The organism is Bradyrhizobium sp. NBAIM01, assembly GCF_020194115.1.
GTDB lineage: Bacteria > Pseudomonadota > Alphaproteobacteria > Rhizobiales > Xanthobacteraceae > Bradyrhizobium > Bradyrhizobium yuanmingense.
The window spans coordinates 78021-103488 of record NZ_JADYVU010000001.1 but is presented as its reverse complement, the minus strand read 5'-3'; the positions used below and the strand labels follow the sequence as shown (position 1 = coordinate 103488).

The 25468-nt window shown below is 66.3% G+C and carries 21 protein-coding genes; 13 read left to right on the top strand and 8 right to left on the bottom strand.

The genetic code is table 11. The features are described 5' to 3' along the window. Window positions 1–119 precede the first annotated feature (119 nt). Both I6F31_RS00425 and I6F31_RS00420 read right to left on the bottom strand, forming a co-directional pair. Window positions 120–1259 (bottom strand): thiolase, encoded by a 1140-nt coding sequence (locus tag I6F31_RS00425; protein WP_225145124.1) that lies wholly within the window; start codon window positions 1257–1259, stop codon window positions 120–122. 4 nt (window positions 1260–1263) lie between these two features. Beyond that, window positions 1264–1677: a Zn-ribbon domain-containing OB-fold protein gene (locus tag I6F31_RS00420; protein ID WP_027558650.1), complete on the bottom strand. Its 414-nt coding sequence runs from the start codon at window positions 1675–1677 to the stop codon at window positions 1264–1266. Between the two features lie 176 nt (window positions 1678–1853). Here I6F31_RS00420 and I6F31_RS00415 point away from each other — a divergent pair, with 176 nt between their 5' ends. The 5 genes from I6F31_RS00415 (at window position 1854) to I6F31_RS00395 (ending at window position 6866) form a co-directional block, all read left to right on the top strand. Then, the gene (locus tag I6F31_RS00415) at window positions 1854–3203 is read left to right on the top strand and encodes an amidase (protein WP_225184522.1); all 1350 of its coding nucleotides are present in this window, start codon (window positions 1854–1856) and stop codon (window positions 3201–3203) included. After that, window positions 3196–3882 (top strand): DUF2848 domain-containing protein, encoded by a 687-nt coding sequence (locus I6F31_RS00410; protein WP_225149906.1) that lies wholly within the window; start codon window positions 3196–3198, stop codon window positions 3880–3882. The genes I6F31_RS00415 and I6F31_RS00410 overlap by 8 nt, the downstream gene beginning before the upstream one ends. Before the next feature lie 279 nt (window positions 3883–4161). Then, the gene (locus I6F31_RS00405; protein ID WP_036023029.1) at window positions 4162–4908 is read left to right on the top strand and encodes a 2OG-Fe(II) oxygenase; all 747 of its coding nucleotides are present in this window, start codon (window positions 4162–4164) and stop codon (window positions 4906–4908) included. Between the two features lie 9 nt (window positions 4909–4917). Further along, window positions 4918–5571: a DNA oxidative demethylase AlkB gene (gene alkB, locus I6F31_RS00400; RefSeq protein WP_225184521.1), complete on the top strand. Its 654-nt coding sequence runs from the start codon at window positions 4918–4920 to the stop codon at window positions 5569–5571. A gap of 53 nt (window positions 5572–5624) precedes the next feature. Next, window positions 5625–6866 carry an MFS transporter gene (locus I6F31_RS00395; RefSeq protein WP_225184520.1) on the top strand — a complete coding sequence of 414 codons (1242 nt, stop codon included), beginning with the start codon at window positions 5625–5627 and terminating at the stop codon, window positions 6864–6866. Here I6F31_RS00395 and I6F31_RS00390 read toward each other — a convergent pair. From I6F31_RS00390 to hpaH, 6 genes are all read right to left on the bottom strand, one after another. Next, the gene (locus tag I6F31_RS00390; protein ID WP_225184519.1) at window positions 6844–8469 is read right to left on the bottom strand and encodes a thiamine pyrophosphate-dependent enzyme; all 1626 of its coding nucleotides are present in this window, start codon (window positions 8467–8469) and stop codon (window positions 6844–6846) included. The genes I6F31_RS00395 and I6F31_RS00390 overlap by 23 nt on opposite strands. Window positions 8470–8494: 25 nt before the next feature. Then, window positions 8495–9364 (bottom strand): fumarylacetoacetate hydrolase family protein, encoded by an 870-nt coding sequence (locus I6F31_RS00385; protein WP_225184518.1) that lies wholly within the window; start codon window positions 9362–9364, stop codon window positions 8495–8497. After that, complete coding sequence (gene hpaD, locus I6F31_RS00380; RefSeq protein ID WP_225184517.1) at window positions 9364–10347, bottom strand: 3,4-dihydroxyphenylacetate 2,3-dioxygenase; 984 nt, start codon at window positions 10345–10347, stop codon at window positions 9364–9366. The genes I6F31_RS00385 and hpaD overlap by 1 nt, the downstream gene beginning before the upstream one ends. A 134-nt stretch (window positions 10348–10481) precedes the next feature. Further along, complete coding sequence (hpaE, locus tag I6F31_RS00375) at window positions 10482–12020, bottom strand: 5-carboxymethyl-2-hydroxymuconate semialdehyde dehydrogenase (RefSeq protein ID WP_225184516.1); 1539 nt, start codon at window positions 12018–12020, stop codon at window positions 10482–10484. Continuing rightward, a complete protein-coding gene (locus tag I6F31_RS00370; RefSeq protein ID WP_036023039.1) occupies window positions 12013–12411 on the bottom strand; it encodes a 5-carboxymethyl-2-hydroxymuconate Delta-isomerase in 399 nt (132 codons plus the stop codon). The genes hpaE and I6F31_RS00370 overlap by 8 nt, the downstream gene beginning before the upstream one ends. A 20-nt stretch (window positions 12412–12431) precedes the next feature. After that, window positions 12432–13238, bottom strand: a complete 807-nt coding sequence (gene hpaH / locus I6F31_RS00365; RefSeq protein ID WP_036006171.1) for a 2-oxo-hept-4-ene-1,7-dioate hydratase — start codon at window positions 13236–13238, stop codon at window positions 12432–12434. A gap of 111 nt (window positions 13239–13349) precedes the next feature. On the opposite strand from hpaH, the gene hpaR reads away from it, so the two are divergent. The 8 genes from hpaR to I6F31_RS00325 all read left to right on the top strand — a co-directional run bounded on the left by hpaR (window position 13350) and on the right by I6F31_RS00325 (window position 25404). Next, complete coding sequence (gene hpaR / locus I6F31_RS00360; protein WP_225145134.1) at window positions 13350–13868, top strand: homoprotocatechuate degradation operon regulator HpaR; 519 nt, start codon at window positions 13350–13352, stop codon at window positions 13866–13868. A gap of 116 nt (window positions 13869–13984) precedes the next feature. Then, window positions 13985–14761: an aldolase/citrate lyase family protein gene (locus I6F31_RS00355; RefSeq protein WP_036006167.1), complete on the top strand. Its 777-nt coding sequence runs from the start codon at window positions 13985–13987 to the stop codon at window positions 14759–14761. A gap of 96 nt (window positions 14762–14857) precedes the next feature. Continuing rightward, the gene (locus I6F31_RS00350; protein ID WP_225146059.1) at window positions 14858–16381 is read left to right on the top strand and encodes an altronate dehydratase family protein; all 1524 of its coding nucleotides are present in this window, start codon (window positions 14858–14860) and stop codon (window positions 16379–16381) included. Between the two features lie 244 nt (window positions 16382–16625). Beyond that, a complete protein-coding gene (locus I6F31_RS00345) occupies window positions 16626–17144 on the top strand; it encodes a PAS domain-containing protein (RefSeq protein WP_036006163.1) in 519 nt (172 codons plus the stop codon). Further along, window positions 17122–18426, top strand: a complete 1305-nt coding sequence (locus I6F31_RS00340; RefSeq protein WP_225146058.1) for a methyl-accepting chemotaxis protein — start codon at window positions 17122–17124, stop codon at window positions 18424–18426. The genes I6F31_RS00345 and I6F31_RS00340 overlap by 23 nt, the downstream gene beginning before the upstream one ends. A 292-nt stretch (window positions 18427–18718) precedes the next feature. Then, window positions 18719–21988: a transglutaminase family protein gene (locus tag I6F31_RS00335; RefSeq protein WP_225184515.1), complete on the top strand. Its 3270-nt coding sequence runs from the start codon at window positions 18719–18721 to the stop codon at window positions 21986–21988. 27 nt (window positions 21989–22015) lie between these two features. Beyond that, a complete protein-coding gene (locus I6F31_RS00330; RefSeq protein WP_109144443.1) occupies window positions 22016–24529 on the top strand; it encodes a circularly permuted type 2 ATP-grasp protein in 2514 nt (837 codons plus the stop codon). Then, complete coding sequence (locus I6F31_RS00325) at window positions 24526–25404, top strand: transglutaminase family protein (protein ID WP_225152732.1); 879 nt, start codon at window positions 24526–24528, stop codon at window positions 25402–25404. Before I6F31_RS00330 ends, I6F31_RS00325 begins: the two co-directional genes overlap by 4 nt. Window positions 25405–25468: the final 64 nt, after the last annotated feature.

Here is a 25468-nt window from a genome sequence, read left to right as displayed (position 1 = left end):
TCGAAGATGCGATCCGGGTGAGGGGGTACAGGTCTCGCGGCCATCTCATCCGTGGAGAGAGGCCCCTCACCCCAACCCTCTCCCCGTAAGAACGGGGAGAGGGAGAGGCGAGCGGCGCATTACCTCTCGTTCGTAAACACGATCGTGCCACTCGCCGCGAACATGCCGCCGACGCCGTGGCACACCGAAATCTTTGCGTTCGGCACCTGCGCCGGCGCGATCCCGCGCATCTGACGCACACTCTCCTGCAGCGCGTACATGCCGTACATGCCCGAATGCATGTAGGACAGGCCGCCGCCATTGGTGTTGAGCGGCAGTTTCCCGCCGGGACGCGTGTTGCCGTCGGCGATGAACTGGCCGGTTTCCTCGTAAGGCATGAAGCCGAGGTCGCCGAGTCCGAACAACGGCAGATGCGCGAAGGCGTCGTAGATCATGAGATGGTCGACATCCCCGTGCGCGATGCCGGCTTCCTTGAACGCCAGCGGCCCGGCGGTTTTGAACGCACGCGAGGAGTTGAACGTCTCCATCTGGCTGACCATCGGCGTCTCGACGCTCTCGCCGGTGCCCATGATGTAGACCGGCTTGCGCGGAAAATCCCTGGCGCGGTCGGCCGAGGTCAGGATCAGCGCGCCGCCGCCGTCGGTGACGAGGCAGCACTGCAGAAGCCGGAACGGATAGGCGATCATGCGCGAGTTGAGGACATCGTTGACCGTGATCGGCTCCTTCATCATCGCGCGCGGATTCTTCGCCGCCCATTCCCGCTGCACCACCGCCACTGAGGCAAGCTGCTCGTGGGTGATGCCGTAGGTCTTCATGAAGCGCAGCACGGGAATCGGGAACATGCTTGGCGGGCCGTAGACGCCGAAAGGCGCCTCGAACTGGCCGTTGAGGCTGTCGGCCGGCGTTGAGCGCGGCAGTTTGCCGATCATCGACTTGCCGCTCTCGGCGTGGGTGATCAGCACCGTCTTGCACAGACCCGCCTCGATCGCCGCCGCGGCGTGGCGGACATGCAGCATGAAGGAGCAGCCGCCGACCGAGGTGCCGTCCACCCAGGTCGGCTTGATGCCGAGATAGTGGCAGACCTGCTGCGGCGTTTCGACCGCGGTGGCAAAGCCGTCGATGTCGGACAGCTTCAGCCCGGCGTCGGCAATGGCGTTGAGCGCGGCATCCGCGTGCAGCTGGAGCTGCGAGGCGTTGGGAATGACACCGAGCTCAGTGGTCTCGGCCGCGCCGACGACGGCAACCTGGTTCTTGCGCATGACCTTACCCCTTCGCCGGGCGGAAGACGGGGAGGGTGATCTTGTCGTCGAGCTCCTGGAACGCGACCTCGAGCTTCATGTCGAGTTCGAGCGCCTCGGGTGTCTGCGGGCAGTCGATGATGTTGCTCATCATCCGCGGGCCCTCGTCGAGCTCGACCACCGCGATGGCGTAAGGCGGCGTGAAGCCCGGCGCGGCCGGACGATGGTTGATCACGTAGCTGTAGAGAAAGCCCTTGCCGCTGGCCTTGAAGATGCTGACCTTGCGCGAGGCGCAGGAGGGGCAGAACGGGCGCGGCGGGAAGTAGACATGGGCACAGGCATCGCAGCGCTGCAGGCGCAATTCGCCGGCCTTGGTGCCGTCCCAAAAGTGCTGGGTCTCCGGCGTCGGTTTCGGTCGCGCGCGCTGCGGTTCGGCCATGTGGGCGGCTCCTCCCAAAAGCAGGCCTCGCGCCCGCCAGTTTCGAACTTGATGCGACAATCGACCATGGCGCGTCAACGGTCCAGCAATGCGCATGCATGCCATCATGCGCACAATGCTTGTGTCGAGCTGAGCCAGCGCTATAGATTGCGCGCGAAATATTCCGTGAGACAGACATGCCCGATTTTCCGACACTGGCGCAGCTCGCCGAAGACCTCGAAAGCGGCCGCACCACCTCCCGCAAATTGGTCGAGGCCTGCCTCGCCAGGATCGCCGACCCCGCGGGCGAGGGCCAGCGCGCCTTCATCCATGTCGACAAGGACGCCGCGCTCGCGGCGGCCGATGCGATGGATGGCTTGCGCAAGGCCAAGGCGGCGCCGTCGCGCTATGCGGGCATCCCGGTCTCGATCAAGGATCTGTTCGACATCAAGGGCCAGGTGACGCGCGCCGGCTCGCGCGCGCTGGATGACTCAGCCCCTGCCGAGCACGATGCCGCGACGGTGGCGCGGCTGCGCAAGGCCGGCTTCGTCGTGATCGGCCGCACCAACATGACCGAGTTCGCCTATTCTGGCATCGGCATCAATCCGCATTATGGCACGCCGAAGGGGGCCTGGAACCGCTCGGAAGGCCACGTGCCCGGTGGCTCGTCCGCCGGCGCGGCGGTGTCCGTGCTCGACGGCATGGCGCATGGCGCGCTCGGCACCGACACCGGCGGCTCCTGCCGAATTCCGGCCGCCTTCAACGGCATCGTCGGCTACAAGCCGACGCAGCGCCGCGTGCCGCTCGACGGCTCGGTGCCGCTGTCGTTCTCGCTCGATAGCATCGGGCCGCTGGCACGATCGGTCAGTTGCTGTGCCATACTCGATGCCGTGCTCGCGGCCGAGCCGATCGTCGCCTTGAGGCCGCGGCCGATCCAGGGCATGCGCCTCGCGGTGCCCACCACGATCGCGCTCGACGATCTCGACGCAGAGGTGGCCAAGACCTTCGAGCGCGCGCTGAAGACGCTGTCCGATCACGGCGCCATCGTCGAGCGTATCGAGATGGCGGAGTTCCATGACGTCGGTCCGATGAACGCGAAGGGCGGTTTCGCGGCGTCCGAGAGCTATGCCTGGCACCGCTATCTGATCACGGCCAAGGGCGACGTCTACGATCCCAGGGTGGCGGTGCGCATCATGCGCGGCGAGGCGCAGAGCGCGGCCGACTACATCGACCTGCTCAACGAACGCCGCTCGCTGATCGCGCGCGTCAATGCGCGCATCGCGCCCTATGACGCCCTGGTGCTGCCGACCACGCCCAACACACCGCCGAAGATCGCCGACCTCGCCGACGATCAGGCGTTCACCCGCGAGAACATCCGCGCCTTGCGCAATTGCAGCCTGATCAACCTGATCGACGGTTGCGCCATCTCGCTGCCCTGTCATCGCGAGGGCGACGTTCCCGTCGGCCTGATGCTGGCGGGCGCAGGCGGCTCGGACCGCCGTATCTTCGAGCTTGCTGCCGGCATGGAGGCCGTCATTCGTGTTTGATCTCACTTTCACCGTCGATGCCCAGGACACCACCACGCCGCTGACGCTGGCGATCGACCAGCTGGTCATCGCCGGCTGGACCGGCCGCGACACGGTCGCGCGCGACAAGCACATCGCCGAGCTGGAGGAGATGGGCATCGCCCGCCCGGCCTCGACGCCGATCTACTACCGCGCCTCGGCGCGGCGGCTGACCCAGGAGGACAGCATCGAATGCACCGGTGGCGATTCCTCCGGCGAGGTCGAATTCGTGCTGATCGGCTGGCAGGGCCGCATCTTCGTCGGCTGCGGCTCCGATCACACCGACCGCAAGGTCGAGGCCTACAACGTCACGGTGTCCAAGCAGATGTGCGACAAGCCGATCGCCTCGACGCTCTGGGAGCTCGAGGACGTCATTGGCCATTGGGACAAGATGATCCTGCGCTCCTACGCCACCATCAAGGGCGAGCGCGTACTCTACCAGGAGGGCACGCTGGATGCGATGCTGCCGGTTACGGACCTCATCGCGCGCGGCTTTGGCGGCGGCAAGTTCCCCGACGGCTGCGCCATGTTCGGCGGCACGTTCGCCGCCAAGGGCGGCATCCGCCCGGCCGACCGCTTCGACTTCGAGCTGGAAGACCCCGTGCTGAAGCGAACGATCAGGCACGGCTACGACGTGACGACGCTACCGGTGCGGGGCTGATTCTCTCCGCGTCATTGCGAGCGAAGCGAAGCAATCCAGGGTCTCTCCGCGGAACCAGTCTGGATTGCTTCGTCGCAAGGGCTCCTCGCGATGACGGGGAGACGATCATCGGAAATCGGGTGGTTGTGGCGCCCGGGATCTGCGACACCCGCTCCCGTCATTCCGGGGCGCGCCCACTTGGGCGCGAGCCCGGAATCCATACTCCCGATCGTGGTTATGGATTCCGGGCTCGCGACTTCGTCGCGCCCCGGAATGACGGATGTGAATGGGATGATTGCTATGGCCATCGCGAAACGCGTTTCCGCACCAGACTCCGTTCCCAACCTCGCCGACCATGTCGACGCCCTCGACTGGCCGCAGATCACCGCCGAGCTCGACACCCAGGGCTGCGCCGTCCTGAAGAACCTGCTGACGCCTGACCAATGCCGCGCCATCGCCGCGCTCTACCCGGACGATGCGCACTTCCGCAGCCGCATCGTGATGGGCCGCCACGGCTTCGGCCGCGGCGAGTACAAGTACTTCGCCTATCCGCTGCCCGATCTGATCGCGCAGCTGCGCCCGGCGCTCTACGCGCATCTTCAAGCCGTCGCCAATCGCTGGAACGAGGCGATGGGGATCGACATCCGCTATCCCGCCGCACACGCGGCGTTCCTGAAGCGCTGCCACGATGCCGGGCAGGCGCGGCCGACGCCCCTGCTGCTGCAATATGAGGCCGGTGATTACAATTGCCTGCACCAGGACCTCTATGGCGAGCACGTGTTCCCGCTCCAGGTCGCGATCCTGCTCTCCGAGCCCGGACGCGACTTCACCGGTGGCGAGTTCGTGCTGACCGAGCAGCGCCCGCGCATGCAGTCCCGCGCCGAGGTGGTGCCGCTGGCACAGGGCGATGCGGTCGCCTTCGCTGTGCATCATCGTCCGGTGCAGGGGACACGCGGCACCTACCGCGTTAATCTCCGCCACGGCGTCAGCCGGATCAGGTCCGGCCAGCGCCACACGCTGGGTGTGATTTTTCACGATGCCAAATGAGCGGAGCCGTTGACGGCTGATTTGTTCGATAGCGTCGCAGAAGCCCAACCGTCGCGCGAAAACATCGCCGATGGGGCCGTGCTGCTGCGCGGCTTCGTCAAGCCGATCGAGAGCGGGCTGATCGACGCCGTGCGCGCCGTCGTCGCGCAATCGCCGTTCCGGCGGATGACGACGCCGGGCGGCCATCTAATGTCGGTGGCGATGACCAATTGCGGCGAGCGCGGCTGGATCACCGATCACACCGGCTATCGCTACGACCCGATCGATCCGCGCACCGGTGCGCCATGGCCGGCGATGCCGCCGCTGTTGGCCGATCTCGCCCGCCGCGCCGCGGAGCAGGGCGGCTTTGAAGGCTTTGCCCCCGATGCCTGCCTCGTCAACCGCTACGAGCCGGGCACGCGGCTGTCGCTGCACCAGGACAAGGACGAGCTGGACTATTCCGCGCCGATCGTCTCGGTCTCGCTCGGCCTGCCCGCGACCTTCCTGTTCGGCGGCCTCGCGCGCAATGACAAGCCGCGCCGCTTCCGCCTCGTCCATGGCGACGTGGTGGTCTGGGGCGGGGCCAGCAGGCTCGCCTATCACGGCGTCGCGCCGCTCGCCGACGGCGAGCATCCGCTGCTCGGCCGGAAGCGGATCAATCTGACCTTCCGCAGGACGCGCTGACGCGTTTCCTCGCCGCCTTCGCTCGTCTAAGCTTCGGGCGGGGAGGCGGCGACATGACCACCACACAGAACTCGACCGGCACGGGCACGGCGAACCGCACGGGGCTTTATCTCGCAGGCCTGCAATTGGTGTTCACGCTGGGCTGGACGACCTACGTTGTCTACCTGCCAAAGCTGGCCGCAGAGGTCGGCATCGCGCCGTCCGCCGTGATCCTCATCCTGATGCTGGATCAGGCGATCTTCACCATTGCGGACACCGCGATGGGAATCGCCGCCGACAAGCTCGCGCCCCATGTCGGCAGGCTCGGCCTGTTCGTCGCCCTCGTGACCGCGATCTCCTGCGGCGCCTTCGTCGCGCTGCCCTTCGTTGCCGGAGCCGGCGCGGCGGCGCAGGGCTGGTTCATCGCGCTGATCGTGATCTGGTCGATCACGTCCTCCGCGCTGCGGGCACCGCCGCTGACCTTGCTCGGCAAATACCGCGCCAAGCCGCAGGTGCCGTTCCTCGCAGCGCTCGCCATGCTCGGCTACGGTGTCGCCGGCGCGGTCTCGCCCTATCTCGGCGTGGTGCTGCGCGAGCACGATGCGCGGTTGCCGTTCGTGATCTCCAGCGTGGTGCTGCTCCTGACCGCGCTCGGGCTGTCCAGGATCGAGCATGACGTGGCGCGCGACACCGTGCCGCCCACACCGGACGAAGCGGCAAAGCCGCTCGGTCTCGTCCCGATCGCCTTCATCGTCGCGATGATCGCGCTCGCCCTCGGCTATCAGCTGCACTTTGCCATGAACAGCGCGCCGTTCTATCTGCGCTTTGCAGCTCCCGGCGACCTGCAATGGCTGATGCCGGTGTTCTGGATCGGCTTCAACATCGCGATGTTTCCGGCAAGCCTCGTCGTCAAGCATCGTGGCGGCCTCGTCGTGATGGGCGCCGCCGGCCTGGTCGGTGCGGTGGCGATTGCGGCGGCCGAATTCGCCGGCAACCTCAACACGCTGATCGCCGCGCAATTTCTCGCCGGAGCTGCCTGGGGCTGCATGCTGATGAGCGCGGTCTCGGCTGCGCTCGCGATCGGCTCGACCGGCGCGGAAGGCAAGGTCACGGGCCTCGTCTTCTCCGCGCTTGCCCTCGGCACCTTCGCGCGGATGGCGGCGGTTGCCGGCGGCCTGCAGAAGATGCCGGAATACGCGCCGCTGCTGCACTGGGCGCCGGTCGCCTGCTGGTCGGTCGCAGGCGCCGGTCTGCTGGTGATTGCAGCCGCGCGGCTGCAGGGAAGGTCCGGCCTCAAGGCTTCGGCGGGTGAATGAAGGCCCACGGGCTGACTTCGGAATCCCTGGGCACCTCGACGGAAATCAGCACCGGCCCGCCGTGGCCAAGCGCCTTCTCCATCGCCGCCTTGAACTGCTCCGGCGCGGTGACGCGCGCAGCAGTCACGCCAAAGGACTCCGCGAGCTTTACGAAATCCGGATTGACGAGGTCGGACGCCACCACGCGGCCATCGAAATGCTGGCGTTGGTCGCGGCGGACATTGCCGTAGGCGTTGTTGTTGAACACCAGCGTCACCACGCCGATGTTGAACTGCACGGCGGTGGCAAGCTCCTGCACGCCGAACATGAAGCCGCCGTCCCCGGTGATGGCCACCACCGGCTTGTCGGGATTGGCGACCTTGGCGCCGAGCGCGGTCGGGAAACCCGAGCCGAGCGTGCCCTGGTAGCCCGAGGTGATGAAGGTGCGCGGCTGGTACACCGGAAAGCCGTACCAGGAGGCGAAGCCGACCTGCGATAGTTCGTCGGTGACGATCGCGTTCGCCGGCAGTACCTCGCGCAGGATGTTGAGATAGGCCATCTGCGGCTGGACCCGCTGGATCTCGGCTTGCGCGGCCGCGGTGGCCTCGCGGATCGTGCCGCGCCGTCCGGAGGTCTTGCTGTAGCCGGCCTTGCCCACGGCGGCAGCGAGATCGCGGGTCGCGGCCCTGGCGTCGGCGACGATCGCAGTGTCGGACGAGAACCGCCGCATCTCGACCGGATCGATGTCGATGCGGATGCACTTCAGGCCAGCGGGCCGATACGGCCAGCGCGACATGGTCGGCAGCTCCAGCCGCGTGCCGATGCCGATCATGAGATCGGTGTTCGGCCACAGCCTGTAGGCCGCGGCCATGGTGAGCCCGAGCTCGTGCGCATTGGAGACGATGCCGCGGCCGCTACGGAAGGCGACCACGGGCGCATCGATCATCTCGGCGAGTTCGAGGATCTCCTCACCCGCTTCGATCGCGCCGCTGCCGACGAAGATCATCGGCGCCTTGCTGGTCCTGATGAGCGCGGCGGCCTGCTTGATCATATCAGGATCGGGCTGCGGCGCCGGCAGCGGCTCCAGCACCTGCGCAGGCACTGTTGCCGCGCGCTGCGTGAAGACGTCCCAGGGCATCTCGACCGAGGCGGGGCCGCGCCGTCCCGACATCATCTCCTGGAACGCGCGCGCGACGACCGTCGGCGCATTGCCGGGATATTCGATGCGCTCGGCCCATTTCACATAGGTGCGCAAGGTTGCGAGCTGGTCCGGCATCTCATGCAGATGGCCGCGTCCTTTGCCGAGAAACTGTGTCGGCACCTGGCCGGTGACGCACAACACCGGCTCGTTGCAGCCGAACGCGGTGAGAAGCGCCGCGCTGGCATTGAGCACGCCCGGGCCGGGTACCACGCTGAACACGCCGGGTCGGCCGCTGGAGCGCGCATAGCCGAATGCCATGTAGCCGCAGGCCTGCTCGTGCCGCGCCCCGATCACCTTGAGCTGGGCCTGATGGAAGGCGTCGAACAGACCGTAGACCTGCGCGCCGGGCAGGCCGAACACGGTGTCGACGCCGTGGGCGACAAGGCCGCTTACGATCGCTTCGCCGCCGGTGAGGCTGGTCATTTGGCTATTCCATTTCGCTTGTTGTTCAGGCTTCGTCGACCACGCCGTTGCGCAAGCGCCCGATCCCCTCGGCCTCGATCTCAACGACGTCGCCGGGCTTTAGATATCGCGGCGGATCGAACCGTGCACCCGCGCCGGTCGGCGTGCCCGTGACGATGATATCGCCGGGGACGAGGGTTGCGAAGGTCGAGATATAGTTCAGGAGATAGCGGAACGGAAACATCAGCCGGCTGGTGCGATCATCCTGTCTGAGCTCGCCGTTGACATGCGTGGTGAGCCTGATGTCCGCGATCTGAGATTCCCGCGTGTAGGGCACCAGCCACGGGCCGAGGCTGCCGCTGGAATCGAAGTTCTTGCCTTGCGTCACGTTGAACTTGGCGTGGCGCAGCCAGTCGCGCACCGAGCCCTCGTTGCACAGTGTCAGCGCCGCGATGTGATCGAGCGCGGTGCTTTCGGGGATATGCCGGCCTGGCTTGCCGATCACCAGCACGATCTCGCCCTCATAGTCGAGCTGCGCGGAGGCGCGCGGGCGCACCAGCGGCGTGTCGTGGCCGACGAAGGAGCGGGGCGAGCGCATGAACATGCTCGGATATTTCGGCGCCTCCTGGCCATCCCTGTATTCGGCGTTGCGGTCCGGATAGTTGACGCCGATGCAGATGATCTTCTCCGGCGCGGGTACCGGCGGCAACCAGGTGATCTCGCTGAGTGCGTGAACCGGCGTGCGACCAGCGGCTTCCTCTGCAAGGCTCACGAGCTTTCCGGACGCGATCACCTCGCGCAGCGTCGGATAGGTCTGGGCATAGCGCGCGGAGAGATCGACGATGCCGCCTTCCAGAACGGCGCCGTACTTGGTTTCACCCTTGACGGAATAGGTGGCGAGACGAGGCAGCTTCATCAATCCGCCACCAGCACATCGGCCACGAATTTCGGCTCGCGCACGGCCTGCCCCGTGAACGGCGAGCCCTGCTCGAACCAGGAACGCGGCGCCGGCGCGCCCCACAGCGTCTGACGGCGCGGATCGCGCAGCGACCAGCGCAGCGGCTCGTGGTCGTGATCGCCCGTAAAATAGTCGCTGGTGTAGAGCTCGAGGCGGTGTCCGTCGGGATCGCGCACATAGAGGAAGAACGCGTTCGAGATGCCATGGCGTCCGGGCCCGCGTTCGATGCTCTTCACGAAGCCCTGCGAAGCCATGACGTCGCAGAGATGGATGATGTTCATCGCCGTTGGCGTCCAATAGGCGAAGTGGTGCAGGCGCGGGCCCTTGCCGTTGGTGATGGCGAAATCGTGGACATTGCCCTTGCGATGCATCCAGGCCGCGGCGATGCGCCCGTTTGGCCCGTCTTCCTCGGCATATTCGGTGAGGCGAAAGCCGAGCCGGGCGTAGAATTCCATCGTGTCCTGCACTTCGGCCGCGAAGACGTTGAAATGGTCGAGCCGCTGCGGATGGCAGCCTCGATAGAGGTCGTAGCGGCGCAGGAGATGCGGCCGCCGCTCCATCGCTGCATAGAGCTCGATTCTAAAGCCGAAAGGATCGGTGAATTGTAGCGTGCGGCCCTGGAACGGCTGATCGACGAAGACGTAGGCGAGGCCGTTCTCGGACAGGAAAGCGGCGGCCTTGTCGAGGTCTTTGTCGTTACCGACCTTGAAGCCGAGCCGGGCGCAAGCCGGCACCGCGGCCTTGCGCAGCACCAGCGAGTGATGCTGGTGCTCCTCGGCGGCGCGCAGGTACACGGCCTCGTCGTCGGCGTCCTCGACATGCAGGCCGACAATGGTCTCATAGAACTCGCGGCTCAGCTTCAAATCGGTGACGTCGAGCACGACGTGGCTCGAGCGAATGATGTTGAACGGCGGCTCGAAGACGTGTTGCGGTACCGGCATGTGCGTTTCCCCTCTCTCGGCTTCGTCATTCCGGGGCGTGCGAAGCACGAACCCGGAATCCATTCATCCACCAACTCTGCTGCTCGATGGATTCCGGGTTCGGCTCTTCGAGCCGCCCCGGAATGACACCGCCGCTAAATTCCCAGCTTCTGAATCTTGTGCGTGCCCCGCGCCAGCGAGACGTGCTTGGTTTCCATGTAGAAGTCGAACGAATAATCGCCGCCGTCGCGCCCGATGCCTGAAGCCTTCATGCCGCCGAACGGCGTCGGCAGGTGGCGGACATTCTCCGAGTTCAGCCAGATCATGCCGGCCTCCAGCGAATCGGCAACGCGCAGCGCGCGTCCCATGTCATTGGTCCAGACATAGCCGGTCAGACCGTAACGGATGTCGTTGGCGATCTCGACCGCGTCCGCCTCGTCGCGGAACGGCAGCACGGTGAGGAACGGCCCGAACACCTCCTCCTGCGCCACCCGCATCTTGCCGTGCGCCCCGGTCACCAGTGTCGGCTCGACATAATGCCCGCCGCCGGGCCCGTCATAGGCCTTGCCGCCGACCGCGATCGTCGCGCCGTCCTGGCGCGCCACGTCGAAATACGAGCAGACCTTTGCCATGTGCCGCTCGTGGATCAGCGGGCCGATCTCGGTGGCGGGATCGAGGGGATGGCCGACCTTGAGCGCCTTCACCCGCGCCGTCAGCTTCTCCACGAATTCTTTCGCGATGCTCTGCTGGATCAGCAGGCGGCTGGAAGAGGTGCAGCGCTCGCCGTTGAGCGAGTAGATCATGAACACGACGGCATCGAGCGCGCGGTCGAGATCGGCATCGTCGAACACGATCACCGGATTCTTGCCGCCGAGTTCGAAATGCACGCGTTTCAGCGTGGGCGCGCCCTGCATCATGATGGCCGAGCCGGTCGCGCTCTCGCCGACGAAGCCGATTGCCTTGATGGCGGGATGCTCGGTCAGCGCCTTGCCCGCTTCCTCGCCGAAACCGTGCACGGTGTTGAGCACGCCGTCGGGGACGCCGGCTTCCTTGACGAGCCTGGCGAGAATGGAGGCCGTCACCGGCGACCATTCGGCCGGCTTGTGCACGACCGTGCAGCCGGCCGCAAGCGCCGGGGCGATTTTCCAGGTCGAGAGCATGAATGGCGTATTCCATGGCGTGATCACGCCGACCGGGCCGATCGGCACCCGCGTGGAGACGTTCCAATGCTCGTCGCTCGGCGTGTTGAGGCCGTCGCGGGCTTCTGCGCATTTGTCGGCGAAGAAGCGGAAATTCTCGGCGGCGCGGATCGCGGCCTTGGCCATGAAGCGATAGGCCTGGCCGGTGTCGATGCATTCGAGCACGGCGATGTCGTCGGCGTTGTCCTCGATGGCGTCGGCCACCCGATGCAGCAGCTTCTTCCGCATGGCCGGACCCATGTCGCGCCAGGACTTGAAGGCGAGCGCAGCCGCAGTCGCCGCCGCGTCGATATCCTCGGCCTTGCCCCGCGCGACACTGGCGAGCACGGCACCATCGACCGGCGACCTGGTCTCGAACGTCTCGCCGGAGATCGAGGCGACGGTCTTTCCGTCGATCATGTGACCGATGCCGTCCGCGCGCAGAGTCTTCAAAAGCGGCGCGAGGCGGTCACGGTTGGCCTGGAACAGATCGGCTTTCGGCGTGGGCTTATCCATGAGCGGCCTCCGCTTTCAGGGCGTCGTGAATGTTGTTGCGCTTCCAGCTGGTGTCCTTGTCGTTGATCTGCATGTCGAACGACAGGGCGAACTTGCTGGCGGCGAAGACGGGATCGAGATGTCTTGAGAGCGCCTGGAAGACGTGCTCGCCGGCCTTCTGGCGGGTAGGCAGGTCGCGGCCCTCGCCGATGCGCAGCACCATGTCGAGAAAGCCGTAATCCTGCTTTGCATCCGCAATCGCATAGTGCTCGCAGCGGATGGCACGAACGCGGATGCCGCCGAGCGGGAAGATACCGGTCTCGCTAGCTGCCTTGCGCACGACCTCGCACACCGCGGCGATGTCGAGGCGGCCGTCGAGATTGGCCGAATATTCGATGGTGAAATGCGGCATCGCGGTTTCACTCCCTGTCTTCAGGCGAAGTAGCAGCTGACCGAGCCATAGGCGCCATAATCGGCCTGGATTGTGTCGCCCTTGCGGGTCTCGATCGGACGGATGAACGAGCCGGCGAGCACGACCTGGCCCGGCTCCAGCGCCAGCCCAAGCGGGGCGATCTTGTTGGCGAGCCAGGCGACGGCAGTCGCGGGATGGTTGAGCACGCCGGCGGCAAGGCCGGTCTCTTCCAGCTGGCCGTTCTTGAAGCACAGCGCTCCGATCCAGCGCAGGTCAGCATCCAGCGGGCGGATCGGCCGCCCCCCGAGCACGATGCCGGCATTCGCCGCATTGTCGGCGATGGTGTCGAAGATCTTTCGCGTCGCCTTGGTCTTGGGATCGACGCGCTCGATCCGTGTATCCAAAATCTCCAGCGCCGGTACCACGAAGTCGGTGGCGTTGAGCACGTCGAATAGCGTGCAGTCGGGCCCAGAAAGGCGCTTGCTCATGACGAAGGCGAGCTCGGCCTCGACGCGCGTCGCGATGAAGCGCTCGGTCGGCACCAATCCGCCATCGGCGAAGAACATGTCGTCGAGCAGCACGCCGGAATCCGGCTCGTCGATGCCAAGCGCGCTCTGCATCGCCTTCGAGGTCAGGCCGATCTTGTGGCCTTTGACCACGCGCCCCTCGGCGATCTTGACGTCGACCCAGGCCTTCTGAATCGCGTAGGCCTCCGCGATGCTGATGTCCGGGAAGTCCTGCGAGAGCTGCCGGATCTGCGTGCGGGTCTTCTCCGCCTGGTGCAGACGCCTCGCACAAGCTTGGATATCGTCGTTGGAAAGCGCCATTTGTGATCTTACAAATCGTGGTGCCGCGAGATACTTAACATGTTAAGTGAATGCGTCAAACACAAATTCGGCTTGCTGCACTGCAAACGTTTTGCGGCTTGAAAGGGCGTCATGACGAAGAAATCCGCCGATCCCGTCAACGGTCACCCGCCTGCTACGCGCCAGGTGCCGATGCGCGATTTCTCGCGTTCGCTGCCGATGTCGCTGCTGCGGGCCCGGGAAGCTGTGATGCGGCAGTTTCGTCCCTCGCTGCGCGAGCACGGCCTGACCGAGCAGCAATGGCGCATCCTGCGCGCACTGGCGGCGATCGAGGTGGTCGAGGTCACGGAACTCGCGCGCACCGCGTTCCTGCTCGGGCCGAGCCTGTCGCGCATCTTGCGAGACCTCGAGGCGCGCAACCTGATCGAGCGCAAGACGGCGAAAGCGGATCAGCGCCGCAGCATGGTCTCCATCTCGAAGGAGGGGCTGAAGCTGATGGCCTCTGTCGCGCCGACGTCAGAGGCGATCTATGCCGAGATCACGCGGCGCTTCGGCGCACGCAAGCTCGCCGAATTGCAGGAGATGCTCGGCGAGCTCGAACGGAGCCTTGCGGGGCTCGGCGGCGCGGACGAGACAATAGCCGGGGAGTGAAACCAGATATGCGTGCGTGCGCGGCGAGAGCCATGGACATTGACGCTTTTTTTCGCTCAAAGTGCGGCCCAACCCGATCCGCGGCGAAGTGAGAGCAACAGGGAAGGAAAGGCAACGTGGCCAATAAAGTCAAAGAGATCTGGAAGTCGGGCAAGGCGGTCGTCAACGCGTGGCTCGCCATCCCCTCCGGCTTCTCGGCCGAGATGATCGCGCAATGCGGCTTCGACAGCGTCACCGTCGACATGCAGCACGGCGTGCAGGACTATCTCTCGATGGTGCAGTGCTTCCAGGCCATGGACAAGCATCCGGTCACCCCGATGGTCCGCGTGCCCTGGAACGAGCCCGGCATCATCGGCAAGGTGCTCGATGGCGGCGCCTATGGCGTGATCTGCCCGATGGTCAACACGCCGCAGGAAGCCAGGAACCTGGTCTCCTATTCGAAATATCCGCCCAAGGGCGTGCGCTCCAACGGCCCGATCCGCGCCGGCATGTACGGCACCGCCGGCTCCTATCAGAAGACGGCCAACGACGAGATCGTGCTGCTGCCGATGATGGAGACGCGGACCGCCGTCGAGAACATGGAAGCGATCCTCGACGTCGAAGGCATCGACGGCGTCTATATCGGCCCGTCCGATCTCGGCTTCTCCTATGGCCTCGAGCCCAAGCTCGACCGCAGCGAGCCCGAGATTCTCGCGATCTACGAGAAGATCATCAAGGAGTGCGGCAAGCGCGGCCTCAACCCGGGCATCCATTGCAGCGGCGCCGAAGGCGCGGCGCGCGCGATCAACATGGGCTTCAAGCTGGTGACGCTGTCCAATGAGGTCGGCCTGATGACCACCTACGCCAAGATGCAGGTGAACGCGACCCGCAAGGATTCGGGCGGCAAGGCCTGATAAACTCGCGAACGGCGAATGGGGAGTAGCGAATAGGGCTACTCCCTTTTCCATTCGCCACTCGCCATTCGCTATTCGCCTCCGAAGGAGACTCCCATGACCATCAGCCCCGTCATCCGCCTGCATCCCGATGATGGCGTGGTGATCGCGCGCGCGAGCTTGCCGCCGGGCACATTGGTGGCCGACGGCGTGACCGCGGTCGATCGCATTCCCTCCGGCCACAAGGTCGCGATCAAGCCGATCGCCGAAGGCGAGCCGATCAGGCGCTACGGTCAGATCATCGGCTTTGCCACGCAAGCGATTGCGCCGGGCCAGCACGTGCACGTGCAGAATTGCGGAATGGGTGATTTCGCCAAGGACTATGCCTATTGCGCCGACGTCAAGCCCACGCCGAACTTCGACCTGCCGGCGACCTTCGAAGGCATCCGCCGTCCGGACGGCCGCGTCGCCACACGCAATTATATCGGCATCCTCACCTCGGTGAATTGCAGCGCGCATGTCGCCAGCCTCGTCGCCGACGTCTTCAAGAAGAATCCCTTCACCGGCGACAATCCGCTCGCCGATTTCCCCAACGTCGACGGCGTGGTCGCGCTGACCCACAAGACCGGCTGCGGCATGACGCAGAACGAGCCGCTTGCATTGCTCCGCCGCACCCTCGGCGGCTATGCCCGGCACGTCAATTTCTCCCACGTCATCGTGCTCGGTCTCGGCTGCGAGGTGAACCAGATCGGCGGCCTGATGGAAGAGCAGAAGCTTGCCGGCCGCCTGCGCGCGATGGACATCCAAGAGGTCGGCGGCACCCGCAAGACGGTCGAAGCCGGCATCGCCTTCGTGCGCGAGGCGCTGACTGACGCCAACAAGGTCCAGCGCGAGACGGTGCCGGCGAGCGAGCTCACCGTGGCGCTGCAATGTGGCGGCTCGGACGGCTATTCCGGCGTATCGGCCAATCCTGCGCTCGGCGCAGCCAGCGACCTCATCGTGCGTCACGGTGGCACCGTGATCCTGTCGGAGACGCCGGAGACCTACGGCGCCGAGCATCTCTTGACGCGCCGCGCCGTCAGCCGCGAGGTCGGCGAGAAGCTGGTCGACCTGATGCGCTGGTGGGATGAGTACACCGCGCGCGAAGGCGCCGAGATGAACGCCAATCCGAGCCCCGGCAACAAGGCCGGCGGCCTTACCACCATTCTGGAGAAGTCGCTCGGCGCGATGGCGAAGGCCGGCACCACCAATCTCGTCGAGGTGCTGCGCTACGCCGAGCCCGTCACCAAGAAGGGGTTCGTGTTCATGGACACGCCCGGCTACGACCCCGTGGCCGCGACCGGGCAGGTCGCAGGAGGTGCCAACCTCGTCTGCTTCACCACGGGCCGCGGCAGTGTGTTCGGCTGCAAGCCGGCGCCGTCGATCAAGCTCGCCACCAACACGCCCATGTACAGGCGCATGGAAGAGGACATGGACGTCAATTGCGGCACCATCCTCGAAGGCGAGGAGAGCGTCGAACAATGCGGCCAGCGCATCTTCGATCTCATCCTCAAGACCGCCTCGGGCCAGCCGACCAAGAGCGAGAGCTTCGATTTCGGCGGCGCCGAGTTCGCGCCCTGGGTGCTCGGCGCGACGATGTAGTCGCGCGTCGCGCGAGCATCGCCGCGCAACCCAATCAAGCGCCGCCGGTATCCGATGATCGCAACCGGAATTGGGACGCGTGTGGCGATCCGAAATGCAACGGCCGTTCGCTAAGTAATGATACGGAGGTGGGCGCCTCCCGTGAGAAGTTCCCGGCTTACATCTGGTTAACACTGTTGCCGTAGACAGGAGGCGATGCGGCTTCACAGCGTGGTGGGGCCGGCGTGATTTGAGGATCGAGCCGATGCAAGCGATACGTCCCACTGGGGTGGAAAATCTCCTCGGTGAGGAGGAGCTGATCGTATCGAAGACCGATCTCAAAGGCCGCATCACCTACGCCAACGACGTCTTCATCCGCATGGCGAAGTACTCGTGGAAGGAGCTGATGGGCGCGCCCCACAGCCTGATCCGCCATCCCGACATGCCGCGCGCCGTCTTCAAGCTGCTCTGGGACACGCTGCAGTCCAAGCAGGAGATCTTCGCCTACGTCGTCAACCTGGCGAAGGACGGCAGTCACTATTGGGTATTCGCCCACGTCACGCCGACATTCGACGAGCGCGGCAACATCGTCGGCTATCACTCCAACCGTCGCAAGCCGGATCCCGCGCAGATCGAGCGCATCAAGCCGATCTACAAGACGCTGTGCACTGAGGAGGCGCGGCATGCCAACGCCAAGGAGGGCATGCAGGCGAGCTTCGAGGCGATGGTCGGCCTGCTCAAGCAACAGGGTGTCGGTTACGATGAATTTGTGCTCTCTCTCTAAGGCGCAGGGAGCAACCGCGCTCGCGTGTGGTCTTGCCGTCCTTGCGTTCGTTCTCTCGCTTCTCGGCATGACCGGGATCGCGAGTGCCGCTTCTCTCGGCGCGACGATCGCGCTCTCCGGCTATGTCGTCTGGTGCCAGCACCGCACCGCGGTTGCCGTCGACGAGGTCGCCGCTGTGTGCCGCAAGGCGGCGGGCGGCGATCTCGAGGCGCGCATCCTCAGTGAGCGGCAGGCCGGGCGCATCGGCGCCATCCAGAGATCAGTCAACGACATGCTCGACATTACCGATGCGTTCCAGCGGGAAGCTTCGGCATCGATGGAGTATGCCAGCCGCGGCAAGTATTTCCGCAAGATCCTGGCGCGCGGATTGCCCGGCTCGTTCCGCCGCTCGGCGACCGTCATCAATGCCGGCACCGACAGTCTCGGCCGCCGCGTCGAGGAGATCGCCGGCCTCGCGCGGCAGTTCGGCACGCATCTCGATCAGGTTGCGGGCACGCTGATGGGCGCCGCGACCGATCTCGAATCAGATGCCGGCCAGATGGCGGCGGCGGCGGAGAAGACCAGCCTGCAAACCTCCGGCGTGCTCTCCGCGTCCGACCAGGCCTCGCGCAACGTCGCCACTGTCGCCAGCGCCGCCGAGCAGCTCGCATCGTCGATCGCCGAGATCAATCGCCAAGTGGCCGGCTCGACCGCGAGCACGGGACGGGCGGTGAACGAAGCCAATCGCGCCGGCAGCGAGATCCGGAGCCTTGCGGACGCCGCGATGCAGATCGGCGACGTCGTCAAGCTGATCAGCGAGATCGCCTCGCAGACCAACCTGCTCGCGCTCAACGCCACCATCGAGGCGGCGCGGGCAGGGGACGCCGGCCGCGGCTTCGCGGTGGTCGCCTCAGAGGTCAAGAGCCTCGCCAACCAGACCGCCAAGGCGACCGAAGAGATCAGCGCCAAGGTTGGCGAGATGCAGCAATCGACCACCAATTCGGTCGCGGCCGTCGAGGCGATCGCGCAGACCATCGCCGAGATCAACGGCATCACTGCCTCGATTGCCGCCTCGATCGAGCAGCAGGGCGCGGCGACGCGCGAGATCGCCCGCAACGTTCACGAAGCCTCCGCCGGCACCTCGCAGGTCTCCTCCAACGTGACGGGCATCAGCGAGGCCGCCGCCGACACCGGCCGCGTCGCTGCACGCGTCAACCACGCCTCCGAACGCGTCCACGGCGAAGTCGAGACGCTCCGCCGCGAAGTGACCCAATTCCTGCAAAGGCTGACCTCGGCGGCGTAGGGCTTTCAAACCCTCTCCCCTTGTGGGAGAGGGTGGCTTCGCTGAAAGCGAAGCCGGGTGAGGGGTCTCTATCCTCACGAGCGGTTTTGCGGGTTGAGAGAGACCCCTCATCCGGCGCTTCGCGCCACCTTCTCCCATAAGGGGAGAAGGGAAGAGCCTCGCCGGCGCGGCCCAATAACAACCACCATCACCCGCTCCGCATCTTACCTAGGCACCCCGTGCCCGTTGTTAGTGCTTGATCGCGCTGACCTCAGGTGTTCTGCTCAAAAAAGCTGCTGGAGCACCGCATCCCGTGTCGATCTACGTCGCGCTACACCACGTCACGCACTACAAATACGACCGCCCGATCGACCTTGGCCCGCAGACGATACGGCTGCGGCCGGCGCCGCATACGCGCACGCCGATCCTGAGCTATTCGCTCAAGGTCACGCCTTCCAATCATTTCGTGAACTGGCAGCAGGACCCGCAGGGCAACTGGCTGGCGCGCTACGTCTTTCCGGAGAAGACCACCGAGCTGAAATTCGAGGTCGACTTCACGGCGCAGATGACGGTGGTCAACCCGTTCGACTTCTTCGTCGAGCCGTATGCCGACAGCTTTCCGTTCGACTATCCCAAGGATCTGAAGACGGAGCTCGCGCCTTATCTCGAGACCATCAAGCCCGATCGCCTGTTCGCCAAGTTCCTCGACACCATCCCGCACGAGGCCCCGAACACCGTCAATCTCCTGGTCGACCTCAATCGCGAGATCCAGAAGAAGGTCCGCTACATCATCCGCATGGAGCCGGGCGTGCAGACGCCGGAGGAGACGCTTGTCTCCGGCGCAGGCTCATGCCGCGACTCCGCCTGGCTCTTGATCCAGACCTTGCGCCATCTCGGGCTCGCCGCCCGCTTCGTCTCGGGCTATCTGGTCCAGATCCGTCCCGACATCGATCCGATCGAGGGGCCACCGGAAGTCGAGAACGATTTTACCGATCTGCACGCCTGGGCCGAGGTCTATCTGCCGGGTGCAGGCTGGATCGGGTTCGACGCGACCTCGGGCATGCTCGCAGGCGAGGGGCACATCCCGGTCGCAGCCACGCCGCACTACCGTTCGGCGGCGCCGATCTCTGGTGGGGCCGGCTTTGCCGAGGTCGAGTTTTCCTTCGACATGAGCGTGAGGCGCATCCGCGAGGCGCCGCGCATCACAAAGCCGTTCTCCGACGAATCCTGGGCGCGCCTCGACGATCTCGGCGAGCAGGTCGATGGCGATCTCGCCAGCGCGGACGTGCGCCTCACCATGGGCGGCGAGCCGACCTTCGTCTCGGTCGACGATCTCGAGGCCGGCGAGTGGAACACGGAGGCCGTCGGTCCGACCAAGCGCACGCTCGGCGACGATCTGATCCGCCGCCTGCGCACGCGCTTCGCGCCGGGCGGGCTGCTGCATTACGGCCAGGGCAAATGGTATCCGGGCGAGAGCCTGCCGCGCTGGGCCTTCGGCCTCTATTGGCGCAAGGACGGCGTGCCGATCTGGAAGAACGCCGACCTCATCGCCAGGATCGAGAATCCCAGGAGACCGGAGGTCAAGGATGCCGAGGCCTTCATGGAAGGCACGGCGGCGCGGCTCGGCGTCGACCTCGGCTACATCATGCCGGCCTATGAGGATCCCGCCTATTGGCTGCAGAAGGAAGCGGAGCTTCCGGTCAATGTCGATCCCACCGATTCCAAGCTGTCCGATCCCGAAGCGCGCGCACGCATGGCGCGGGTGTTCGACCAGGGCCTGAATACGCCGCGCGGCTTCGTGCTGCCGATCCAGCGCTGGAATGCACCTCCGCGCTGGCGCAGCGAACGCTGGCCGCTGCGGCGCAATCATCTGTTCCTGACGCCGGGCGATTCACCGCTCGGCCTGCGCCTGCCGATCGGCTCGCTCGGTCACGTCCCGCCCAACCAATATCCCTACATCGTCGAGCAGGATCCGATGGAGCCGCGGGGCAGGCTGCCGGTGTTCACCCGCATGGCGCGTCCGCCATCGCCGCCGCGTACGGCCCCCGAGCATCTCAACACCGCTATACCCGTGCGCACGGCGATGGCCGTGGAGATCCGCGACGGCCTGATCTGCGCCTTCATGCCGCCGGTCGAGCGCATCGAGGATTATCTCGAGCTGATCTCGGCGCTGGAAGACACCGCCGAGGAGATGCAGCTTCCGGTCCATATCGAGGGTTACCCGCCGCCGTTCGACCCGCGCATCGAGGTGATCAAGGTGACGCCCGACCCCGGTGTCATCGAGATCAACATCCAGCCGGCCAAGAGCTGGCGCGATGCGGTCGAGATCACCACCGGCCTCTACGAGGATGCGGCCAAGGTCCGCCTCGGCGCCAACCGTTTCTTGGTCGACGGCCGTCACACCGGCACCGGGGGCGGCAATCACGTCGTGGTCGGCGGCTCCTCACCGCAGGACTCGCCGTTCCTGCGCCGGCCCGATCTTCTGAAGAGCCTGGTGCTGTATTGGCAGCGCCATCCGGCGCTGTCCTATTTCTTCTCCGGTCTTTTTATCGGCCCGACCAGCCAGGCGCCGCGCATCGACGAGGCGCGCCACGACAGCATCTACGAGCTCGAGATCGCGCTCTCGCACGTGCCGCCGCCCAGCTACCAGACGCCGCTCTGGCTGGTGGACCGGCTGTTCCGGCATCTATTGGTCGACATCACCGGCAACACCCACCGCGCCGAGATCTGCATCGACAAGCTCTATTCGCCGGAAGGACCCACGGGCCGGCTCGGCCTCGTCGAATTCCGCGCGCTCGAAATGCCGCCGGATCCGCGCATGTCGCTGGCGCAGCAGCTCCTGATCCGCGCGCTGATCGCAAAGTTCTGGCGCGAGCCGCTGAGTGGCAAGTTCGTGCGCTGGGGTACCGCGCTGCACGACCGCTTCATGCTGCCGCATTTCATCTGGGAAGATTTTCTCGACGTGCTCGGCGAGCTCAAGCAATCGGGCTATCCGTTCGAGCCGGAATGGTATCTGGCCCAGCTCGAATTCCGCTTCCCCGCTTTCGGCCGCATCCACCATGGCGGCGTGACGCTGGAGCTGCGGCAGGCGCTGGAGCCCTGGCACGTGCTCGGTGAGGAGGGCTCGGCCGGCGGCACCGTGCGCTATGTCGATAGCTCGGTCGAGCGGCTCCAGGTCAAGGCCGAAGGCTTCGTCGAGGGCCGCCACGTCGTCACCTGCAACGGCCGCCGCCTGCCGATGACCCCGACCGGCCGCTCCGGCGAGGCTGTGGCTGCCGTCCGCTTCAAGGCCTGGCAGCCGGCCTCCGGCCTGCACCCGACCATCCCCGTGCACGCGCCGCTGACCTTTGACCTGATCGATACCTGGAACGGCCGCTCGCTCGGCGGCTGCGTCTACCACGTCGCCCATCCTGGCGGGCGCAACTACGACACCAAGCCGGTCAATACCTACGAGGCCGAGGCCCGGCGGCTGGCGCGCTTCCAGGACCACGGCCACACCCCGGGTCCGATGCAGCCGCCGCCTGAGGAACGCACAAATGAATTTCCGCTGACCCTCGACTTGCGGACCCCGCTCCTGCAATGAGTATGATGGTGGGGGAGGGAAAGGCCCATGGGCGAGGGCGCAGCCGAAGACAACGACCAGGCGGGCAGGGCAAATGCCCAGCAGCGGATTGCGCAGTGGGTCCGCGACTATAGCCGCCTGCCCGGCATCCCCGACGAGTTCCTGGGGCCCGACGGTGCGCCGCGCGCGGTCTGGAGCCGCTTCTTCGACGCCTTCGGCGCGCTGGCGCCCGACGAGATCGAGCGCCGCTTCGGCATGGCCGATCGCCATCTCCGCGAGGCCGGCGTCACCTACCGCGCGCCCGGCGATAGCGCCGACCGGCCCTGGTCGATCAGCCATCTGCCGCTTTTGATCGACGAGGCCGACTGGCAGCAGCTTTGCGCCGGCATCACCCAGCGCGCCGAGCTGCTCGAGCGCGTGCTGCGCGACATTTATGGCGAGGGGCGCCTCGTGGCCGAAGGCGCGCTCCCGGCCGCGGCGATCGCCGGCAGTCCCGAATATCTCCGTCCGGTCTGCGGCGTGCCGCCGCCCGGCGGACGTTATCTCTCGATCTATGCCGCCGATGTCGGCCGCGGGCCCGACGGCCGCTGGTGGGTGCTCGGCGACCGCACCCAGGCGCCATCAGGTGCGGGCTACGCGCTGGAGAACCGCCTGGTGCTGTCGCGCGCCTTCTCCGATCTCTACAAGTCGATGAACGTGCCGCGCGTCGCGCCGTTCTTCGAGGCGTTCCGCGACAGCTTGCGCGCGCGCGCCGATCGCGACGAGCCCAGGATCGGCGTGCTCACCCCCGGTAGCTTCAGCGAGACCTATTTCGAGCACGCGACGCTGGCGCGCTATCTCGGCTTCCTGCTGGTCGAGGGCGACGATCTCGCGGTCAGCGACGACCGCGTCCACATCCGCACCGTCGCCGGCCTGAAGCGGCTGGATGTGCTGTTGCGCCGGGTCGATTCCAACTCGCTCGACCCGCTCGAGCTCGATGCCTCCTCCCGGCTCGGTGTGCCCGGCCTGATCGACGTGCTGCGCAAGGACGGCGTCGTCGTCGCCAACATGCCGGGCTCGGGCGTTTTGGAGGCGCGGGCGCTGCTCGGCTTCCTGCCGGCGCTGAGCCGCCGCCTGCTCGGCGAAGACCTGAAGATGCCGCACATCGCGACCTGGTGGTGCGGCCAGCGCGTGGCGCGCGACGAGGTGCTGGCGCGGCTCGACGAGGTCGCGATCGAAGGCGCCTATCGGCGCGGCGTTCCCGGTTTCGACAGCAATGGTCCGGTGCTCGCGAGCGAGCTCGACGCCAGCGGACGGCAGCGCCTGATCGATGCGATCAGCGCGCGCGGCATGGACTATGTCGGCCAGGAGGTGGTGCGGCTCTCGACCATGCCGGTGTGGGAGCACGGGCAGCTCACGCCGCGTCCCTTCGTGCTGCGCGTGTTCGCGGCCGCCACGCCGGACGGCTGGGCCATCATGCCCGGCGGCTTCTGCCGGATCGCCGAGCAGCCGGACGCGCGCGCGGTGTCGATGGGCGACGGCGCGCGCGCCGCCGACGTCTGGGTCGTCTCCGACAAGCAGGTCGCGACCGCGACGCTGCTGCCGGCGACCGACAAGGTGCGCATCCGCCGCATCGCTGGCGTGCTGCCGAGCCGCGCCGCCGACAATCTGTTCTGGCTCGGCCGCTATCTCGAGCGCGCCGAGGCGACGCTGCGGCTGGTGCGCGCTTTGGGCTCGCCGAGCGGGCCGAACAAGGGCACGGCGGCCTCGGTGCAATCGGCCGAACGCATCCAGCGCCTCCTTGTCGCCTGGGGCGCGGTCTCGCAATCCTCGCGCACGGCCGCGGGGCGTATCGTCGCCGAAGCGCTGCAGGGCGCGGAGCGTTTCGGCTCGGCCCTGTCGCTGGTGAGGGCGGCGCAGCGCACGGCGACCTCCTTGCGCGAGCGGCTGTCGCCCGATGCCTGGCAGGTGATCACCGAGATGGCCGAGCGCCTCGCCATCGAGGTGGAGGACGACGACAGCGTGCTGAGCGCCGCCGAGCTGACCCTGCAGGAGCTGGCGAGCTTCGCAGGCCTCGCGCAGGAGAACATGAACCGCGCCGCCGGCTGGCGCTTTCTCGATATCGGCCGCCGCATCGAGCGCGCCATCAACACCACGCGCTTCACCCGCCAGTTCGCCTATGACGAGGCCGGCGACGAGGATCTCGACATCCTGCTGACGCTGGTGGATTGCCAGATCACCTACCGCTCGCGTTATCTGCTGGCGCCCATTCTGGCCCCGGTGCGCGACCTCGCGGTGCTCGACGGCTACAATCCGCGTTCGGTGGCGTTTCAGGTGACGACGCTGAACGAGCACATTGCGGCGCTGCCGAGCCTGAAGGAGCATGGCCTGATCGAGAAACCGCAGCGTCTCGCCGTGGCGATGCAGGCGATGCTCGCGACCGCCGAGGCCGAGAAGCTCGAGGTCAAGACGCTGTTCGCCCTGGAGCAGGATCTGCTCAGCCTCGGCGAGGCGATCGGGCAGCACTACTTCCCGCACGGTCCCAATGCCAGCCGGCCGGAAAAGCTGACGGGGCTGGCGTGATCTACGACATCCGTCACGTCACCACCTACGAGTACGAGAATCCCGTCAGCTTCGCCCGCTGCACGCTGCGGCTGGAGCCCAGAAGCGGCGGCGGCCAGGAACTGATCTCGCACGAGGTCGAGATCCATCCGCGCCCGGCCGAGCGCAATGTGCGGCGCGACTTCTTCGGCACGTTGACCGAGAGCGTGACGATCGAAGCCGCGCATCGCAATCTGCGCATCGACTCGCGCTCGCGTGTCTCGGTGTCGCGCAAACCGCCGGCGCGAGATGCGGTCAGCCCGCCCTGGGAGAGCGTCCGCGACACCGCGTTCGAAGCCACCAGCCTCGGGCCGTCCTCGCCGGTCGGTTATGTCTTTGCCAGCCCCCTGGTGCCGGTGCTGCGCCCGGTCAGCGCCTATGCGGGGATGAGCTTTCCGCCCGGCGCGGGCATCCTCGCCGGCGCCGTCGACCTGATGCGACGCATCCGCGGCGAATTCCGCTACGATCCGAAGGCGACCGTGATCTCGACGCCGCTCGACGAGGTCTTCGACAAGCGTCACGGCGTCTGCCAGGACTTTGCCCATGTCATGATTGCCGGGCTGCGCGGGCTCGGCCTGCCGGCGGCCTATGTCAGCGGCTATCTGCGCACCATTCCGCCGCCGGGCCAGCCGCGGCTGCAAGGTGCCGACGCCACCCATGCCTGGGTGTCGCTCTGGTGCGGGGCCGAGCTTGGCTGGATCGATCTCGATCCGACCAACGATCTCCTCATCGGCAACGATCACATCGTGCTCGCAATGGGACGCGATTTTTCCGACGTCTCGCCGGTCGACGGCATCATCGTCGGCTCGCCCAAGCAGAAGCTCGGCGTCGCCGTCGACGTGCAGCTGGTGGAGTAGGGTGGGTACGTCAGCCTCTTCGATGCAGCACAACCACATGCCCAGGAGTGGCGTATGCCACCCT